The organism is Actinotalea alkalitolerans (assembly GCF_023369855.1).
Lineage (GTDB): Bacteria > Actinomycetota > Actinomycetes > Actinomycetales > Cellulomonadaceae > Actinotalea.
Genome location: NZ_JAMBPP010000023.1, coordinates 1 through 18,051, shown reverse-complemented (window position 1 = coordinate 18,051; position 18,051 = coordinate 1). Strand labels below are relative to the sequence as shown.

The 18,051-nt window shown below is 73.4% G+C and carries 20 protein-coding genes; 18 read left to right on the top strand and 2 right to left on the bottom strand.

The genetic code is table 11. The annotated features are described in order from the left end of the window. The first annotated feature begins 18 nt into the window (after positions 1–18). The 16 genes from M1R94_RS19345 to M1R94_RS19270 all read left to right on the top strand — a co-directional run bounded on the left by M1R94_RS19345 (position 19) and on the right by M1R94_RS19270 (position 14,947). The gene (locus M1R94_RS19345) at positions 19–1,332 is read left to right on the top strand and encodes an adenylosuccinate synthase (protein WP_249383370.1); all 1,314 of its coding nucleotides are present in this window, start codon (positions 19–21) and stop codon (positions 1,330–1,332) included. Further along, positions 1,329–2,606, top strand: coding sequence for a phosphoribosylamine--glycine ligase (gene purD, locus M1R94_RS19340; protein WP_249383369.1), 1,278 nt, complete (start codon positions 1,329–1,331; stop codon positions 2,604–2,606). Before M1R94_RS19345 ends, purD begins: the two co-directional genes overlap by 4 nt. A gap of 73 nt (positions 2,607–2,679) precedes the next feature. Next, positions 2,680–3,612, top strand: coding sequence for a phosphoribosylaminoimidazolesuccinocarboxamide synthase (locus tag M1R94_RS19335; RefSeq protein ID WP_249383368.1), 933 nt, complete (start codon positions 2,680–2,682; stop codon positions 3,610–3,612). Positions 3,613–3,722: 110 nt separating this feature from the next. Beyond that, positions 3,723–4,745, top strand: a complete 1,023-nt coding sequence (locus tag M1R94_RS19330; protein ID WP_249383367.1) for a siderophore-interacting protein — start codon at positions 3,723–3,725, stop codon at positions 4,743–4,745. Positions 4,746–4,845: 100 nt separating this feature from the next. Then, entirely contained in the window at positions 4,846–5,526 is a 681-nt protein-coding gene (locus tag M1R94_RS19325) for a GOLPH3/VPS74 family protein (protein ID WP_249383366.1), read from the top strand. 175 nt (positions 5,527–5,701) lie between these two features. Then, the gene (locus tag M1R94_RS19320; RefSeq protein ID WP_249383365.1) at positions 5,702–6,349 is read left to right on the top strand and encodes an FMN-binding negative transcriptional regulator; all 648 of its coding nucleotides are present in this window, start codon (positions 5,702–5,704) and stop codon (positions 6,347–6,349) included. Next, positions 6,346–7,875 carry an amidohydrolase gene (locus M1R94_RS19315; protein ID WP_308199937.1) on the top strand — a complete coding sequence of 510 codons (1,530 nt, stop codon included), beginning with the start codon at positions 6,346–6,348 and terminating at the stop codon, positions 7,873–7,875. The genes M1R94_RS19320 and M1R94_RS19315 overlap by 4 nt, the downstream gene beginning before the upstream one ends. Before the next feature lie 19 nt (positions 7,876–7,894). Further along, the gene (locus M1R94_RS19310; RefSeq protein WP_249383364.1) at positions 7,895–8,935 is read left to right on the top strand and encodes a zinc-dependent alcohol dehydrogenase family protein; all 1,041 of its coding nucleotides are present in this window, start codon (positions 7,895–7,897) and stop codon (positions 8,933–8,935) included. Between the two features lie 35 nt (positions 8,936–8,970). Then, positions 8,971–10,038, top strand: a complete 1,068-nt coding sequence (locus tag M1R94_RS19305; RefSeq protein WP_249383396.1) for a zinc-dependent alcohol dehydrogenase family protein — start codon at positions 8,971–8,973, stop codon at positions 10,036–10,038. A gap of 191 nt (positions 10,039–10,229) precedes the next feature. Then, the gene (locus tag M1R94_RS19300; protein WP_249383363.1) at positions 10,230–10,529 is read left to right on the top strand and encodes a hypothetical protein; all 300 of its coding nucleotides are present in this window, start codon (positions 10,230–10,232) and stop codon (positions 10,527–10,529) included. Between the two features lie 65 nt (positions 10,530–10,594). Then, positions 10,595–10,930: a PadR family transcriptional regulator gene (locus M1R94_RS19295; protein ID WP_249383362.1), complete on the top strand. Its 336-nt coding sequence runs from the start codon at positions 10,595–10,597 to the stop codon at positions 10,928–10,930. A 20-nt stretch (positions 10,931–10,950) separates the two neighbouring features. Continuing rightward, positions 10,951–12,132, top strand: a complete 1,182-nt coding sequence (locus tag M1R94_RS19290) for a hypothetical protein (RefSeq protein ID WP_249383361.1) — start codon at positions 10,951–10,953, stop codon at positions 12,130–12,132. A 135-nt stretch (positions 12,133–12,267) separates the two neighbouring features. After that, positions 12,268–12,525, top strand: coding sequence for a phosphoribosylformylglycinamidine synthase subunit PurS (gene purS / locus M1R94_RS19285; protein ID WP_249383360.1), 258 nt, complete (start codon positions 12,268–12,270; stop codon positions 12,523–12,525). Then, positions 12,525–13,268 (top strand): phosphoribosylformylglycinamidine synthase subunit PurQ, encoded by a 744-nt coding sequence (purQ, locus tag M1R94_RS19280; protein ID WP_249383359.1) that lies wholly within the window; start codon positions 12,525–12,527, stop codon positions 13,266–13,268. Before purS ends, purQ begins: the two co-directional genes overlap by 1 nt. Before the next feature lie 10 nt (positions 13,269–13,278). Beyond that, positions 13,279–14,283 carry a GNAT family N-acetyltransferase gene (locus tag M1R94_RS19275; protein WP_249383358.1) on the top strand — a complete coding sequence of 335 codons (1,005 nt, stop codon included), beginning with the start codon at positions 13,279–13,281 and terminating at the stop codon, positions 14,281–14,283. 67 nt (positions 14,284–14,350) lie between these two features. Beyond that, on the top strand, positions 14,351–14,947 hold the full coding sequence (locus tag M1R94_RS19270; protein WP_249383357.1) for a GNAT family N-acetyltransferase: 597 nt from the start codon (positions 14,351–14,353) through the stop codon (positions 14,945–14,947). A 96-nt stretch (positions 14,948–15,043) separates the two neighbouring features. On the opposite strand, the gene M1R94_RS19265 is transcribed toward M1R94_RS19270, so the two are convergent. Further along, positions 15,044–16,063 (bottom strand): zinc-binding dehydrogenase, encoded by a 1,020-nt coding sequence (locus M1R94_RS19265; protein WP_249383356.1) that lies wholly within the window; start codon positions 16,061–16,063, stop codon positions 15,044–15,046. 154 nt (positions 16,064–16,217) lie between these two features. Between M1R94_RS19265 and M1R94_RS19260 the strand changes: the two genes are divergently transcribed. Then, complete coding sequence (locus M1R94_RS19260) at positions 16,218–16,934, top strand: FadR/GntR family transcriptional regulator (protein ID WP_249383355.1); 717 nt, start codon at positions 16,218–16,220, stop codon at positions 16,932–16,934. Then, entirely contained in the window at positions 16,928–17,488 is a 561-nt protein-coding gene (locus tag M1R94_RS19255) for a gluconokinase (RefSeq protein WP_249383354.1), read from the top strand. The genes M1R94_RS19260 and M1R94_RS19255 overlap by 7 nt, the downstream gene beginning before the upstream one ends. 10 nt (positions 17,489–17,498) lie before the next feature. On the opposite strand, the gene M1R94_RS19250 is transcribed toward M1R94_RS19255, so the two are convergent. After that, complete coding sequence (locus M1R94_RS19250) at positions 17,499–17,792, bottom strand: hypothetical protein (RefSeq protein WP_249383353.1); 294 nt, start codon at positions 17,790–17,792, stop codon at positions 17,499–17,501. Positions 17,793–18,051 lie beyond the last annotated feature (259 nt).

Sequence of the window (18,051 nt, the reverse complement as noted above, 5' to 3'; positions counted from 1 at the left end):
GAAGGAAGAGGACCTGCCATGCCAGCCGTCGTGGTCGTCGGTGCCCAGTGGGGCGACGAGGGCAAGGGCAAGGCGACCGACCAGCTCGGCTCGCGCGTGGACTACGTCGTGAAGTTCAACGGCGGCAACAACGCGGGTCACACCGTGGTGGTGGGCGACGAGAAGTACGCGTTGCACCTGCTGCCCTCGGGGATCCTGTCGCCCGGGGTGACCCCCGTGATCGGCAACGGTGTGGTGATCGACCTCGCGGTGCTCTTCCAGGAGCTCGACGCGCTGACCGCGCGCGGGGTCGACGTCTCGCGTCTGCTCGTCTCGAGCAACGCGCACCTCATCGCGCCGTACAACCGCACCCTGGACAAGGTCACCGAGCGGTTCCTGGGCAAGCGCAAGATCGGGACCACGGGGCGCGGCATCGGACCGACCTACGCGGACAAGATCAGCCGGGTCGGGATCCGTGTGCAGGACCTCTTCGACGAGCACATCCTGGCCCAGAAGGTCGAGGGTGCCCTGGACCAGAAGAACCACCTGCTGGTCAAGGTCTACAACCGTCGCGCGATCACCGTCGAGGAGACCGTCGAGGACCTGCTGGCCTACGCCGAGCGGCTGCGGCCGATGGTGGCCGACACCTCGCTGGTGATCAACCAGGCCCTGGACGCCGGACGGACGGTGCTGTTCGAGGCCGGCCAGGCCACGATGCTCGACGTCGACCACGGCACCTACCCGTTCGTGACCTCGTCGAACGCCACCGCGGGCGGGGTGTGCACCGGGTCGGGCGTCGGGCCCACCCGGATCGACACGGTGATCGGCGTCATCAAGGCCTACACGACCCGCGTGGGTGAGGGGCCGTTCCCCACCGAGCTGCTCGACGACACCGGCGAGTGGCTGCGCAAGACCGGTGGCGAGTACGGCGTGACCACCGGCCGCCCGCGCCGGTGCGGCTGGTACGACGCCGTGATCGCACGTTACGCGAGCCGGGTCAACGGGCTCACCGACCTGGTCCTGACCAAGCTGGACGTCCTGACCGGTCTGGAGAAGGTCCCGGTGTGCGTGGCCTACGACGTCGACGGCGTGCGCCACGACGAGATGCCCGCCGACCAGAGCGACTTCCACCACGCGACGCCCGTCCTCGAGGAGCTCGACGGGTGGTGGGAGGACATCACCGAGTGCCGCACCTTCGAGGACCTGCCCGTCAACGCCCAGCGGTACGTCCTGGCGATCGAGGAGATGTCCGGCACGCGGGTCTCCGCGGTCGGCGTGGGCCCCGACCGTGAGGCGACGATCGTCCGGCACGACCTGCTGGGCCGACAGGGTCGGGAGGCCGTCCGCCCGTGAGGATCCTCGTCGTCGGTTCGGGTGCCCGCGAGCATGCCATCGTCCACGCGCTGCACCGGGAGGACGCTCCCGAGGGTCATGAGCTGCATGCGGCCCCCGGGAACCCCGGCATCGCGCGCCTGGCCACCCTGCACGACGTCGACCCGATGGACTCGCGCGGGGTCGCGGGGCTGGCCACCGAGCTGGGGGCCGACCTGGTCGTCGTGGGCCCGGAGGCGCCGTTGGTCGCGGGGGTCGCCGACGCGGTGCGTGAGGCGGGCATCGCCTGCTTCGGGCCGAGCGCGCAGGCTGCCGCCCTCGAGGGCTCCAAGGCCTTCGCCAAGGACGTGATGGCTGCGGCGGGTGTGCCGACCGCGATGGCCCACGTCTGCACGACCGAGCAGCAGGTCGTCGACGCGCTGGACGCCTTCGGCCCGCCGTACGTGGTCAAGGACGACGGCCTCGCAGCGGGCAAGGGCGTGGTCGTGACCTCCGACCGGGACGAGGCGCTCGCGCACGCACGGGCCTGCCTGGTGCGCCGTGCGCAGGACGAGGCGGCCGTGGTCATCGAGGAGTTCCTCGACGGTCCCGAGGTGTCGCTGTTCTGCCTGAGCGACGGCACGACCGTGGTGCCGCTCGCCCCGGCCCAGGACTTCAAGCGTGCGCTCGACGGCGACCAGGGCCCCAACACCGGCGGGATGGGCGCCTACTCACCGTTGCCGTGGGCCCCGCAGGACCTGGTGGCCGAGGTGGTCGAGCGGGTCGCGCAGCCCACCGTCGACGAGATGCACCGTCGCGGCACACCCTTCGCGGGTGTCCTGTACTGCGGTCTGGCGCTGACCAGCCGTGGGGTGCGCGTGATCGAGTTCAACGCGCGTTTCGGCGACCCGGAGACGCAGGTGGTCCTGGCCCGGCTGGCGACCCCTTTGGCCGAGGTGCTGCTGGCTGCGGCGACGGGTCACCTCGCCGACCAGCCGCCGCTGCGGTGGCTCGACGACGCCGCGGTGACGGTGGTGCTCGCGGCGCACGGCTACCCCGGGACGGTGCGGGCCGGAGATGAGGTCGCCGGCGTGGACGACGCCGAGGAGCTGGCCGGGGTGCACGTGCTGCACGCGGGGACGAGTGCCGACGACGACGGTCGTCTGGTCTCCTCGGGCGGGCGGGTGCTGTCGGTAGTGGGTGTCGGGCCCGACCTCGCGGTCGCTCGCGAGACCGCGTACGCGGGGCTCGCCCTGATCGAGCTGCGGGGCGCGCACCACCGGTCCGACATCGCCGCGACCATGCCGACCCTCTGAGTGCTCCCAGCCGCCACGGGTCGCCACGCGGACCGCGCTGCCGGCTCGGTGGACCTGCTGGGATGCTGAGGGCATGACGATCCTCGATCTGCCGGGCTGGACGCATGCGTACTCGGGCAAGGTCCGTGACCTCTACCTGCCCGCCGGGGACCACCCCGAGGGGGACGTCGTCCTGGTCGTGGCGAGCGACCGCATCAGCGCCTACGACCACGTGCTCAGCACCACGGTGCCGGGCAAGGGGACGGTGCTGACCCAGCTCAGCCTGTGGTGGTTCGAGCAGCTGTCCGACCTGGTGCCGCACCACGTGGTGACGGCCTCGAGCGACGGGCCCGACGGTGTCCCGGTGCAGGTGGCGGGTCGGGCGATGGTCTGCCGGCGGCTCGAGATGTTCCCGGTGGAGTGCGTGGCCCGCGGCTACCTGACGGGGTCGGGCCTGGTCGAGTACCGCACCGGTGGAGCGGTCTGCGGGGTGCGGCTGCCTGCGGGACTCGAGGACGGCTCGCGGCTCCCGGAGCCGATCTTCACCCCGGCGACCAAGGCCGCGGTGGGTGAGCACGACGAGAACGTGAGCCTGGAGACGGTCGCCGCGCAGATCGGTGCGCAGGACGCCGAGCGGCTGCGCGACCTGACTCTCGAGGTCTACGCCCGGGCCGAGGGGCTGGCCCGGGAGCGTGGAGTCATCCTGGCCGACACCAAGCTCGAGTTCGGACGGGCGACAGGTGGTCCGCACGCCGGGGAGATCGTGCTGGGCGACGAGGTGCTCACCCCCGACTCCTCGCGCTTCTGGCCGGTCGACGGCTGGGCCCCGGGCCGGGCCCAGCCCAGCTTCGACAAGCAGTACGTGCGGGACTGGCTGACGTCCTCGGCCTCGGGCTGGGACCGTGCGGGGGACCGCCCGCCCCCGCCCCTGCCCGACGAGGTGGTGCACCTGACGCGCGAGCGCTACCTGGACGCGTTCCGCCGGCTGACCGGACGGGAGCTCGAGCTGCCGTCGGTCGGGACGTGACAGGGCTCACAGCCGGACGGCGAGACAGGGTTACCTCACTAAGGTAAGCCTATGCTTTACTCGGGTCGTCAGAGCGGGCCCGTGGGCCCTCGTCTCTCCCGAGGAGCACCATGTCGGCCGCCACCCTGATCACGGCCCCACAGCGCGCCGAACCGGCGTACCGGGGCTTCGAGGTCCAGGTGCTCCGTGCCCGCCGGCTCAGCCCCAGCTTCCTGCGGATGACCTTCACCGGTCCCGACCTGTGCGACTTCGGGACCACCGGCCTGGACCAGCGGATCAAGCTCGTCCTGCCCGCCGCCTGCGGGGCGCGGGTCGACGTGGGCATGTTCGTGGCCGATGACTGGTTCACCGCATGGCGCAGCAAGCCCGACCACGAGCGCGAGTCGCTGCGCACCTACACCGTCCGGGCCGTGCGTCCCGAGCAGTGCGAGGTCGACGTCGACGTGGTGCTGCACGGCGTCGCCCCCGGTGAGGTCACCACCCGCGGCTGCGGCCTGGCCCGGGTGCTCGGCTGCAGCTGCACCGCCGACGTGGGTCCGGCCGTGCGGTGGTGCGCCGCAGCCCGACCGGGCGACCCGTTGGTGCTGATCGGCCCGAACGCTCGCCACGACGGCCCGCCCACCGGGATCGAGTGGCGCCCGCCCGCTGACGCGACGACCTTGCTGCTCGCCGGCGACGAGACCGCGGTACCGGCCATCTGCTCGATCCTCGAGTCGCTGCCCGCCGGGACGCAGGCGCAGGCCTTTCTCGAGGTGCCGACCGAGCACGACGAGCTGGACCTGCGTCTGGCCGCGGGTGTCGAGGTCCGCTGGCTGCCCCGGGCCCACGAAGGGTCCACCGCGGCGCACGGGTCCCTGCTGGACCGAGCGGTCCGGGAGGCCGCCGAGCTCCTCGTCACCGAGCGCCTCGCGGCCCGGCGTGCGGGGTCCGAGCCGGAGGACGTCGACCTCGACCACGGCACCCTGTGGGAGGTGCCCCTCGAGGCCCGTGCGCCGGACGGTGTCTACGCCTGGATCGCGGGCGAGGCAGGCGTGGTCAAGTCGCTGCGTCGCTTCCTCGTGCGTGACATCGGCGTGGACCGCACCGCGGTGGCCTTCATGGGCTACTGGCGGGTCGGCCGCGCGGAAGGCTGACGAGCCATCCCTGAGGGCCCGGCGCGAACCACCACCCCGCCGGCGGGGACGCTGCCCGGAACCCACCGCGCCCACCGTGCCGGCGCCCTACGGTGGGCAGATGATCCTGGCCGAGGACGTGCTGCTCCTCCTGCTCGACGACGTGTCGGGCAAGGCGATCGTGGACACGACGCGTCTCGACCTGGCGCTGTCCGGCGCGGTGATGCTCGACCTGGCGACCCGCGGACGGGTGGACGTGACCGGTCCGGGGGAGCCGGTCAGGGCGGGCCTGCTCGTCGTCCGTGACCTCACGCCCACCGGTGACACGGTCCTCGACGAGGCGCTGCGCCGGATCCAGGTGATGGGCCCCAAGAAGCCGCAGTCGGCCCTGTCGACGCTCGGCAAGGGGCTGCGGCCCGAGCTGTTGCACCGGCTGACGTCCCGTGGCGTCCTGCGTGCCGAGCAGGGCAGGATCCTGGGCGTCTTCCCGACGCGGTCGTGGCCCGCCGTGGATGTCGCGCACGAGCGCAGGCTCCGGGACGCTCTGCACGACGTGCTCGTCGTCGGCCGCACACCGACCCACGACGAGTCCGCCCTCATCGCCCTGCTCCAGGCCGTCGACCAGGTGCCCAAGGTCCTGCGTGAGGTCGGCATCCCGAAGCGGGAGCTGCGCAGGCGTGCCAAGGCGGTCGCCGCGGGCGGCTTCGCCGGCGAAGCCGTCCGCAAGGCCGTCGAGGCCGTGGCGGCTGCCACGGCCGCGAGCATCGCCGCCGTCACGGCGGCCGGGGCCGCAGGGTCCTGACCGTCAGCGGGTCGAGGACTCCCGTCCTGGCCCGGCGTGCCGCAGGACAGGCCGACGGCGGCTTGCGGCGCAGATGCCCGGTGCTCGTGGCAGAGTCTGCCTCTGACCGCGGTGCTGGGGTCCACGCGCCCCTCGGGGCGTCATCCGCGACACGCTCGACCTCGGAGGGCCGCTCATGATCCACACGCCCGTCTACGCGCTGACCGACGAGGACCGCGCGCGTGCCCTGGTCCGGGACAACGGCTGGGCCACCCTGGTGAGCCACACCGCCGAGGGCCTGGTGGCCTCGCACGTCCCGGTGCTCGTCGAGGACGCCGACGCGTTCACCGTGGTGAGCCACGTGGGACGGCCTGACGAGGTGCACCACGACCTGGGCAGCAGCGAGGTGATGCTCGTGGTCGAGGGGCCCTACGGCTACGTCTCGCCCGGCTGGTACGGGACCAGCCCGGCCGTGCCGACCTGGAACTACCTCGCCGTGCACCTCTACGGGGTGCCCGAGCTGCTCGGCCCCGAGGACACCTACACGGTGCTCTCGGACACCACGGACCGCTACGAGCGGGTCATGCCCGACCCGGTGACGCTGCCCCAGGTCGAGGAGTACGCGCACCAGATCGCCCCCGGGGCGGTTGGCTTCCGGCTGCGGGTGACCCGATGGCAGGGCAAGTCCAAGCTCAGCCAGGACAAGCCGCTCGCGGTCGCCCAGCGGGTCGTCGCCGAGCTCGAACGTGACCCGCACGACGCCGACCATCCGTACACCAACCCACGTCTCGCGGCCCAGATGCGCGCGGAGATGACCCGGCACGCCGCATGGCCGGGCCGGTGAGCGGCGTGGGCGGGGGCGCGGCGTCCGCGCGGCCGCTGCTGCTGCGCGGGGTCCGCGTGGTCGACACCCTGCACGGCGCGTCCCCCGAGGACGCGCCGGTGGACGTGCTGCTGCGCGACGGGCTGGTGGCCGCCGTCGGGCCTCGGCTCGTGGAACCCGGGGTCGAGGTGCTGGACCTCGACGGGCGCTGGCTGATGCCCGGGCTGTGGGACGCGCACGTCCACATGGACCAGTGGGCCCTGGCCCGCCAGCGCCTCGACCTCGCGGGTGCGACGTCGGCGGCCCACGCGGCGACCCTGATCGCCGCACGCCTGCGCGACCGGCCCCTTCCCGAGGGCGCGATGCTCGTGGCCCACGGCTTCCGGGACGGGCTCTGGGACGACGCGCCGACGGCCGACCTGCTCGACCGGGCCATCGCCGCAGCCGGGCTGCCGCCGAGCCCGGTGGTCGCGGTCTCGAGCGACCTGCACTGCGGGTGGCTCAGCTCCCCGGCCCTGGTGCGCCTCGGGTCGACCGGTCACGAGACCGGCCTGCTGCGCGAGGCCGAGTGGTTCGCCGTGGCGGGCGGCATCGACGAGGTGACGGGTGACGTGCTCGACCGCTGGGTGCACGACGCCGCACGCGCCGCCGCCGCCCGCGGGGTCGTGGGGATCGTCGAGCTCGAGATCGCCGACAACATCTCCGCGTGGGCCCGCCGCATCCGCGAGGGGTCACGCTCCCTGCGGGTCGAGGCCGGGGTGTGGCCCCAGCACCTCGACCACGCGCTCGCCCTCGGCCTGGCCTCGGGGGACCTCCTGCCCGGGCTCGACGGCGGGCTCCTCGCCCTGGGACCCCTCAAGGTCATCAGCGACGGGTCGCTCAACACCCGGACCGCCTTCTGCCACGACCCCTACCCGGGCCTGAGCGGGCCCCACGCCCACGGGATGCTCACGGTGCCGCCCGAGGAGCTCGTCCCCCTGATGGCCCGTGCCCACGGCGGTGGTCTGAGCTGCGCGATCCACGCCATCGGCGACCACGCCAACACCCTGGCCCTCGACGCGTTCGAGGCCACCGGCGCACGAGGGAGCATCGAGCACGCCCAGCTGCTCACCGTGCCCGACGCCGAGCGGATGGCTGCCCTGGGAGTGGTCGCGAGCATCCAGCCCGAGCACGCGATGGACGACCGGGACGTCGCCGACCGGCACTGGGTGGGACGCACCGACCGGGCGTTCGCGTACGCGACCCTGGCCCGGACCGGTGCACGGCTCGCGCTGGGCTCCGACGCGCCCGTCGCCCCCCTGGACCCGTGGGTCGCGATCGACGCCGCGGTGCACCGGACCCGCGGCGGCCGCCCCGCCTGGCACCCCGAGCAGCGGCTCGACCGGCTGACCGCGCTGCACGGCTCGGTGCGCACCCACGTGGGTGCCGGCCAGCCCGCCGACCTCGTCGTGCTCGACACGGACCCGCGTGATCCGGCCACCGCCCTGCGCCAGATGCCCGTCGTGGCGACGATGCTCGCAGGCCGGTGGACCCACACGACGCTGTGACGGCAGGCAGGATGAGGGCATGAAGGCGACGATCATCCACGGTGGCTTCGACGTGCGCGTCGAGGAGGTCCCCGACCCCGTCCTGCTCGCACCGACCGACGCCGTGGTGCGGGTGCTGCTGTCATGCATCTGCGGCAGCGACCTGTGGCCCTACCGCAGGACCGCCGAGCGGCCCGGCGGCCCGGCCCGCATCGGCCACGAGTTCCTCGGGGTCGTCGAGGAGGTCGGCGCCGACGTGCGCACCGTGCGCCCCGGTGACGTCGTCATCGCCCCGTTCATGTGGAGCGACGGGACGTGCCCGCACTGCCGCGCCGGGGTGCACACCTCGTGCCTGCACGGTGGTGGGTGGGGCGATGACCGGGTCGACGGCGGCCAGGGCGAGATGGTCCGCTGCCCGCAGGCCGACGGCACCCTGGTGGTCGCGCCGGTGAGCCCCGATGACGCCCGGCTGCCGGCCCTGCTGACCCTCTCGGACGTGATGGGCACCGGGCACCACGCAGCACTCTCGGCCGGGGTGGGACCGGGGTCGCACGTGGCGGTGGTCGGCGACGGCGCCGTCGGGCTGTGCGGGGTGCTCGCGGCACGACGCCTCGGCGCCGAGCGCATCATCCTGCTCGGCCGTCACCCCGACCGCATCGCCGTCGGGCGGCTCTTCGGTGCCACGGACGTGGTCACCGAGCGCGGCGACGACGCCGTCGCGCGGATCTCGGACATGACCGACGGGCTCGGGGTGCCGCACGTGCTCGAGTGCGTGGGGATGCAGTCCTCGTGGGACACCGCGGTGGGGATCACCCGGCCCGGTGGCACGGTCGGGTACGTGGGGGTCCCCGCGGGGGTCACCGACGGCCTTCCCCTGGGCACCCTGTTCACCCGCAACATCGCGGTGCACGGCGGGGTCGCCCCGGTGCGCGCCTACCTGCCCGAGCTCCTGCAGGACGTGCTCGACGGGGTGATCGACCCGTCACCCGTCTTCGACCTCGAGCTCCCGCTGGACCAGGTGGCGCAGGGGTACGTGGCGATGGACGGCCGGACCGCGATCAAGGTGCTGCTGCGGCCGTGAGCGGTCAGGGGCACGGCCCGTCGACGGCGGACCTCATGCGCGCCGTGGTGGTCGAGGAGTTCGGGGTCGAGCCCTCGGTGCGCGACGTCCCCGTGCCGGCCTGCCCGCCGCACGGCGCGGTGATCCGGGTCGAGGCCACCGGGGTGTGCCGCAGCGACTGGCACGGCTGGCAGGGGCATGACGACGGCATCACCCTGCCGCACGTCCCCGGGCACGAGCTCGCCGGCACCGTGGTGCAGGTCGGCGCCTCGGTGACGGCCTGGCGGCCTGGTGACGTGGTCACGGTGCCCTTCGTGTGCGCATGCGGGGAGTGCGCCGCCTGCCTGGCCGGGGAGCAGCAGGTGTGCGAGCAGCAGACCCAGCCGGGGTTCACCCACTGGGGGTCGTTCGCTGAGCAGGTCGCTGTCGGGCACGCCGACGTGAACCTGGTCCGGCTGCCTCCGGGGATGACGGCGGTGACCGCCGCGTCGTTGGGCTGCCGGTTCGCGACTGCCTACCGCGCGCTCGTGGTCCACGGCCGGGTGCGGGCGGGCGACCGGGTCGCGGTGCACGGCTGCGGCGGGGTCGGCCTGTCCGCGGTGATGATCGCCGCGGCGAGCGGTGCACGGGTGATCGCGGTCGACGTCTCCCCGCAGGCGCGTGAGGCCGCCCTCGTCCTGGGGGCCGAGTCCGTGGTGGACCCGGGGGCGCTGACCGGGACTGACGACGTGAGCACACCCGAGCTCGTCGCGACACGTGTCGCCGAGCTGACCGACGGCGGTGCGCACGTCTCCCTCGACGCCCTCGGGCACCCCGCGACGGCGCTCGCCTCGGTGCTGGGTCTGCGGCGTCGCGGCCGGCACGTGCAGGTCGGTCTGCTGCTGGCCGACCACGCCCGCACCGCCCTGCCGATGGACCGGGTGGTCGGCTGGGAGCTCGAGCTCTACGGCAGCCACGGCATGGCCGCGCACGAGTACCCCGCGATGCTCGCCCGGGTCGCGAGCGGCGAGCTGCGTCCCGAGCTGCTCGTCGGGCGGACGATCGACCTGGACCACGCCGGTGCCGCGCTCGCGGCGATGGATCGACCGGGCGGCGGCGCGGGGATGACCGTGGTGGTGCCGTGACCTCGCGGTCCGGTGGTGCCGCGGTCCGGTGGCGAGGTTCGCAGCGCGACCTTGGTCCCTGGCGGCGGGTCGACCGCAGGGCTTGCCTGGTGGGGGAGGCCCCCATGTCCCTGCACGTGACACCTCGCCCGGCACCACGTTCGACGTCCCCTTCTGCGGCCCCTCCTGCCCCGCGGACGGGTGCGCTCCTCGTGCTCACGGCCGTCGCCCTGCTTCTGCTGGCCGCCTGCGCGCCCGGGGCCAACGAGGCCGTGGGTACCGCAGCCCCGGACGGCACCGCGGCGGTGGGGTTCTGGTGGGGCCTGTGGCACGGGTTCATCGCCCCGGTGACCTTCGTCGTCTCGCTCTTCGCCGAGGGCGTGGGCGTCTACGAGGTGCACAACACGGGCGGCTGGTACGACTTCGGCTTCCTGCTCGGTGTGTCGATCTTCTTCAGCGGTGGGGCCGGCTCGAGCGGCCACGCCCGGGGGCGGTCGCGCTCGAGGCGCTGAGCGTCGGGGTCGACCGTGATCCCCGGGGCTTGTTCTGATAGGTCGTCGCACGATATATATCGTCGATGACGTTCCGGATGACCGAGCAGGCGTACCTGGTGCTGCTCTCGCTGGCCGACCGTCCGCGTCACGGCTACGGGATCGTCCAGGAGGTGACCGCCCTGTCGGACGGCGCCACACGCCTCGGGGCCGGCACCCTGTACGGGTTGCTCGACCGGCTCGGCGGCGCCGGGATGGTCGAGCCCTGCGGCGAAGAGGTCGTGGACGGCCGGCTGCGGCGGTACTACCGGCTCACCGAGACCGGCTCGGCCGCCGTGACAGCCGAGACCGCTCGCCTGCGGGCGCTGACCCGGCGCGCGACCTCGGTGCTGACGAACCGTCCGGCGCTCGGGGGCGTGTGATGAAGCCGTCGGGTGCTGACGTGCCGGTCGGTCCGGACCCACGGTTCGGGCGCAGCGTGCGGCTGTGGATGCGTGCCTACCCGCGCCGCTGGCGGGCCGCGCGTGGCGCGGAGCTCGAGGGCCTGCTGGTGGACCTCGCAGCCCCCGGGTCTCGCCGCCTCGACGCGCGCGCCGTCGTCGACCTCGTCCGGGGTGGCTGGGCCACCCGGTGGCGCGAGCACCCGCCGCTGGGCCGGTGGCTGCTGTACCGCTGCCTCGACCGGAGGCTCCCGGAGAGGTACCGGCCGTGGGCTGCCGACGACATCGACGGGTTCTGGTACGTCCTTCGTGTCAACCTCGCGGGTCTGTCGCTGGTACTCCCCTTCCTTGTCACGTTGGAGCTGGTCGGAGGTGAACCGCTGCTACCCCCGGTGTCGTTCCTCTGGGTGCTGCTCGCGACGAACCTCCTCTCGATGGCCGTGTGGCCCGAGGGCCGGCGTCGGCAGGCGCGGGTCAGGCAGCTCGCGCCGAGGCTGGGCGAGCCCCTCGTCGAGGGCTCCCTGGTGCCCGCCGCAGTCCCGGGCAGCAGGGCGTCCGCCCGGTCGGTGCTCCCGTGGGCGGTGGGACTCCTGACCGTGGTCGCGGCGACGTCCGTGGTCTCGGCGTTCGTGGCACCGAAGGTCCTGCACGTCGTCCTCGATCCCGATCACCCCGGTGCCTGGCAGAACGTGGTGGGTCCGATCGGTGGCTACCGCGGGGTGGGCGTGGTGGTCCTCGTGTGCGCACTGCTGCTCGGCCTGCTCGGTGGTGTGCTGACCGGTCGGCGCCTGGACCGGCTGGTCGACCGGTGCCCCGAGCAGCCGCACCGGTACCTGCGCCGCATCTCGACCCAGGGCGTCGTGGTCACCGCCGTCTGGTCGGGTGCCGCCTTGGCCCTGGGATGGTTCGAGGTCACCGGACGGCTGGTCCTCGGTGCAGGGATCGCCCTCGGGGCGTTGTCCCTGGTCCTGCTGCCGGGGGCGTGGATCGCGCTGCGGTTCTGCCAGGGGCCGCGGGCCGCTGATCTCGCCGACCGCGACGTCTGGCACATCGCCATGCGCGGCACGGCGCCCGGCGTGGCCCGGCCCGTCGCCACCCTGGCCCCGCTGGCCGGCCCGGTTCCCGACGGAGCGGTCCAGGGACTCCGGCTCCACGACGACCCACCGTGGCCCGCGACCGGCTGACCGGACCGCTGCGTGGGCGGACGCCACATCCGGCCCAGGCGCCCGGGTACCCTGGACCCGGCCGCGCACGGCGTCGTGCAGTGCCTTCTCCGTAGCCACCGCTGCCGCAGCCCAACCAGCACCCTGGAGCCTGACGTGGGACGTGTCGTCGTCGATGTGATGCCGAAGCCCGAGATCCTCGACCCTCAGGGCAAGGCGGTGGCCGCTGCGCTGCCGCGACTCGGGTTCGAGGGGTTCACCAGCGTGCGGCAGGGCAAGCGTTTCGAGCTCGAGGTCGACGGCGAGGTCACCGAGGAGGTCCTGGAGACCGTGCGCCAGGCCGCCGCGACCCTGCTGTCCAACCCGGTCATCGAGGACGTCGTGCGGGTGGCGGCCGACCAGGGCGAGGGCTGATGGCCCAGACGCAGACCCCCACCGACGACGCGGCATCGGCCGTGGCCGGGACCCGCATCGGGGTGGTGACCTTCCCCGGGACCCTGGACGACCGGGACGCCGCCCGCGCGGTCCGGCTCGCCGGCGGCACCCCCGTCCCGCTGTGGCACGCCGACGCCGACCTGCACGGGGTGGACGCCGTCGTGCTGCCCGGCGGGTTCTCCTACGGCGACTACCTGCGGGCCGGCGCGATCAGCCGTTTCGCCCCGGTGATGGGTGAGATCGTGCACGCCGCGAACGGCGGGCTGCCCGTGCTGGGCATCTGCAACGGCTTCCAGATCCTGTGCGAGGCGCACCTGCTCCCCGGCTCGATGATCAAGAACGACCATCGGACGTTCATCTGCACCGAGCAGGTGCTCACCGTCGAGAACGTCGACACGGCCTGGACCCGCAGCTACTCGCGCGGCCAGCACATCACCATCCCGGTCAAGAACCAGGACGGGCAGTTCGTCGCCGACGAGCACGTGCTGGACGAGCTCGAGGGCGAGGGCCGGGTGGTCTTCCGCTACGAGGGGTCCAACCCGAACGGCTCGCGCCGCGACATCGCCGGGATCTCCAACGCGGCGGGCAACGTCGTGGGCCTCATGCCGCACCCCGAGCACGCCGTCGAGCCAGGTTTCGGACCGGACGGGCCCCGTGGGCCGCGCACCGGCACCGACGGCCTGGGCCTGTTCTCCTCGGTGCTCGGCGTCCTCGTCTCCTGAGCCAGGACAGATGAGCGACCCCGGCGTCACGACGCCAGTGATCGAGGTGCTCACCGTCCCGTGGGACGACGAGCGTGCCGCCCGGCTGCGCGACGAGCAGCAGGCCGAGCTCGCGGCCCGCTACGACGGCGTCGAGGACATCGAGCCCGATCTGCCGGTCGAGCAGATGCTCGCGACCGTGGTCGTGAGCGTCGACGGTGAGGTCGCGGGCTGCGGTGCGTTGCGCGCTGCGGACGGGTACAGGGACGGCGTCGGCGAGCTCAAGCGGATGTTCGTCCGGCCGCCCTTCCGCGGGCGTGGTCTGTCCCGGCTGGTCCTCGCCGAGCTCGAGCGCCGGGCCGTCGAGCAGGGGCTGCGCCGGCTGCTCCTCGAGACGGGCGTGCGTCAGCCCGAGGCGATCGGGCTGTACCGGTCGGCCGGCTACCGGCGCATCCCCAACTACGGCCCCTACGTCGAGGAGGCCGACTCGGTCTGCTACGCCCGGTGGCTCGACGGTACGGGGACCCGGGTCGTGGTGGTCAACGGCACGATGGGCGCGGGCAAGACGACCGTCGCCTCGGCGATGAGCGACCTGCTGCGCGAGCGGGAGGTGCCGCACGGCTGGGTCGACGTCGACGCGCTGTGCCAGGTGTGGCCGACGTCGGAGCAGGACCCGTACGCGCAGTCACTGGTCTTCCTCGGGCTGGCGGGGCTCGCCCCAGGTCTGGCGGCGCAGGGCTACCGGCGGGTCGTGCTGGCGCGGGTCGTCGAGGACCCCGCCGACCGCGAGCGGTATGAGATGGCCTTCGACGGTGCCGACGTCACCGTCGTGCGTCTGCGAGCTGCAGAACACGTGCGCGTGGAGCGGCTGACCGCGCGTGAACCCGAGGGGTACTGGCAGGACCTGGCGTTCGCCCGCACCGTCGAGCTCGAGGCCGTGCTCACCGCGCTGGACCTGGACGACGCCGTGGTCGACAACGACGGTCGGCCGGCCCGCGAGGTGGCGGGCCAGGTGCTGGGGCTGCTCGGGTGGTGAGAGCTGCCGGTGCCGGTGCCGGTGCGGGAGGAGGCCGGGCAGCCGGGAGAGGGGCGACGGGGGAGCGGTGGACCACGACCTGAGGCTCGCGACGCACGGTGTGGCGCTCGTGCCGCTCGGCCACGAGCACGCCGAGGCGCTGCTCGGCCTGATCGACGAGCCGCTGTGGGCCGGGATGACCACCCCCGTCCCCCGGGGCGTGGCAGACCTGACGGCCTGGGTCGACGCGGCGCTGGCCACCCCGGGGCGGTACGCGTTCGCCGTGGTCGACGAGGCCTCCGGCGAGGTGCGCGGCTCGACGTCCTTCTACGACGTCGACCGCACCGTCCGGCGCCTGGAGATCGGCCACACCTTCTACGGCCGGGGGTGGTGGGGCGGGCGGACCAACCCCGCGTGCAAGCTCGCGCTGCTCACCCACGCCTTCGACGGCTGGGACATGCACCGGGTGGCCCTTCGTGCCGACGCCCGCAACGCCCGCAGCGTCGCCGCGATGCGCAGGCTCGGGGCGGTCGCCGAGGGTGTGCTGCGCGGGCACCGTCTCGCGGCCGACGGCTCACGCGGGGACACCGCCTACTTCTCGATCCTCGCCCCCGAGTGGCCCGACGTGCGTGCCGGACTGCTCGCCCGCCTCACGACAGCCCCTGACCGCCCGTCCACCACCTGACCGCGCGTCCAGGGCCTGCCGTAGCCCGAGGTCGGGCTTTCCGTCGCTATCCGCTCCGGGAAAGCGACGGAAAGCCCCATCTCGGCGGGGGCTCGGTCAGGACGGGTCGTGCCAGAGGTTGACCAGGACCTTGCCGGAGCCGGCGGAGTCGGTGGCGGTGCGGAAGGCCTCGACGGCGCTCGACGCGGGCAGCTCGTGGGTCACGACCGCCTCGATCGAGGGGGTCGAGTCGAGCAGGCGCACGGCCTCGTCGATCTCGTCGTTGAAGCGGAACGAGCCGCGCAGCTGGATCTCCTTGGCGACCAGCGGTGCCAGGGCGATGGGGTGGGGTCCGGCGGCCATCATGCCGACCTGCACGAGGATGCCGGCGCGTCGAACGGCGACGATCGCGGCGCTGATGGCCGGCGCCGCTCCTGAGCACTCGATCGCGACGTCGAAGTGGGACTCGGGAAGACTCTCCTGGCCCACCTGCACGGTCCCCTGGACGCCGAGGGCACGGGCTCGCTCGAGGGGGCCGGGCAGCACGTCGGTGCAGACGACCTCGGCCGCGCCCGACGCCAGCGCCGCGGCCGCGGCCAGCAGGCCGATCGGGCCTGAGCCGGAGACGAGCACCCGTCTTCCCCCGACCCCACCGGCCACCGCGACCGCGTGCAGCCCGACCGCGAGGGGCTCGGCGAGGGCTGCACGACGCAGCGGCAGGGTGGGTGGCAGCACCCGGATCGCCTCGCGGGCCACGAGCAGGTACTCGCTCATCCCGCCCTGGGTGTGCGGCATGGTCGACGCGCTGCCCAGGTAGGCGCCGTGGGGCCACAGGTGGCGGTGCTGCTCGAGCCCGGGCTCGCAGACGCCGAAGGTCGCGGGGTGCACGGTCACCGGGGTGCCGGGCGGGTAGGAGCCCGAGGGGTCCAGGTCGACCGTGCCGCTGACCTCGTGCCCGGGTACCAGGGGCTCGCGCACGACGAAGGCCCCGTTGGCGCCCTCGTTGTAGTAGTGCAGGTCGGAGCCGCAGATCCCGGCGTACGCCATGCGCACCCGGACCTGGTCGTCACCCGGTTCGGGAGTCGGGACCTCGGACTCGCGGAGGTCGTTCCGGCCGTGGATGACGAGTGCGCGCATCGGGCTCTTCCTGGTCTTCGCGACGGGTCGCGGTCGTCCTGGGTGCGACGCGCCCGGGCCGAGCGCTCGTCCCACAGTGACCTATTCCTATGATGATTACAATAGCCGGCACGAAATAGTAGTACTAATCGGAGTTCTGCGGCACACTGGTGGCGTGACCACCGACTCCCCACCTCTCAGCGGGCTGCACGAGCGGGTCCTGAGCACGGTCGGCCCCGCCCTCGCCTCGGGTGAGGTTCCCGCCGGCACCGTGCTGACCATCGACGGGATCGTCATCGAGCATCAGGTGTCGCGCACGGTCGCGCGAGACGTCGTCAAGGTGCTCGAGTCGCTGCACCTGGTCACCGCTCGCCCGCGCGTGGGACTGACGGTGCGTCCGAGCTCGGAGTGGAACGTGCTGGACCCCCGCCTGATCCGGTGGCGCCTGGCCGGGCCCGACCGTGCGGCGGTGCTCCGGTCCCTGCACGAGATGCGCCACGGCGTCGAGCCCCGCGCCGCCGCCCTCGCCGCCGAGCGGGCCACTCCTGAGCACTGCGGGCGCCTGACCGCTGCCGCGATCGGCATGGCCGTGACGGGCCGGCAGGGTGACCTCACCGCCTACCTCGAGCACGACGTCGCCTTCCACCGTGCGCTGCTCGAGGCATCCGGCAACGAGCTCTTCGCAGCCCTCGCCTCGATCGTCGGTGAGGTGCTCGCCGGGCGCACCCACCACGACCTCATGCCTGCCCGGCCCGAGCCGTCGGCCGTCAGGCTCCACGCCGACGTCGCGCAGGCTGTGGCCTCGGGGGACGCCGCCGGCGCCGAGCAGGGCATGAGGGAGATCGTCGGTGAGGCGCAGCGGGCCGTCGACTCCGCGTTCCCGACATGCTGACGGGCCCGCGCGGGGTCGAGGAGCCGGACGACGGTGACGGTCTGCTCCGACCGCCGATCGTGATGGTGATGGGCGTCTCAGGCTCCGGGAAGTCGACCGTCGGCCAGGCGCTCGCGGAGCGCACCGGCAGCGTCTACGCCGACGCCGACGACTTCCACAGTCCCGAGTGCGTCGCCACGATGGCCGCGGGTATCCCGCTGGGCGATGAGGACAGGTGGCCGTGGCTCGCGCGCGTCGGTGCCTGGCTCGCCCAGCACGAGGACGACGGCGCGGTCATCGGCTGCTCGGCGCTGCGCCGCACCTACCGCGACCTGCTGCGCAAGGCCGCACCTCGCCTGGTCTTCGTGCACCTGGACGGTGACCGCGAGACGCTGGTCCGACGCCTCACCGAGCGTCCGGGTCACTTCATGCCGGCGTCGTTGCTGGACTCCCAGCTGGCGACCCTCGAGCCCCTCGACCCGGACGAGCCCGGATGGGTCCACTCCTTCGAGGACCCGGTCGAGCGGATCGTCGAGGCAACGGTACGCAGGCTGGGTCGGGAGCAGGCCCGCTGACCCGTAGGGATCAGCGGTCGGTGTGCTCGTCGTGCGGGGCCAGTGTGCGTGCGTCGACGCCCGAGCCCGCGAGTGTCTGGATGACGATGGCTGTGCCGACGAGCACGGCCCCCATCGGGAAGATCGCCGCCCGCACGAACGTCAGGACGAGGTTCACCAGGTGGAGCCCCGTGGTGGCGTTGGCGCCCGCGAGGTCCACGAGACGTGCGTAGAGGTCAGGCCCGAAGGCGAGCAGGACTGCGCCCACGGCCGTCAGCGCCACAGCCCACCGGATACAGGCCTTGGCCGTGGGGTGCACGGTCATCACTCCTCAACTCGGGTGCAGGTCCGTCCAGCAGATCAGAGCGCCGACACGACGTGCGCACTGTGGTCAGACACGCGCACCGTGGTCAGTAGCTGTCGACGAGGTGGGTGCGGGCTTCGAGGACGTCCAAGGGTGGGGTGGTGGCGGTGGTGGTGGCGTGGCCGTCGATGGTGAGCCAGGGTCCGGTGGGGGTGGTCTGGTAGGTGCCGGTCCAGGTGGTGGTCAGGGTGATGGGGTACTGGCCGGTGGTGGGGTAGGT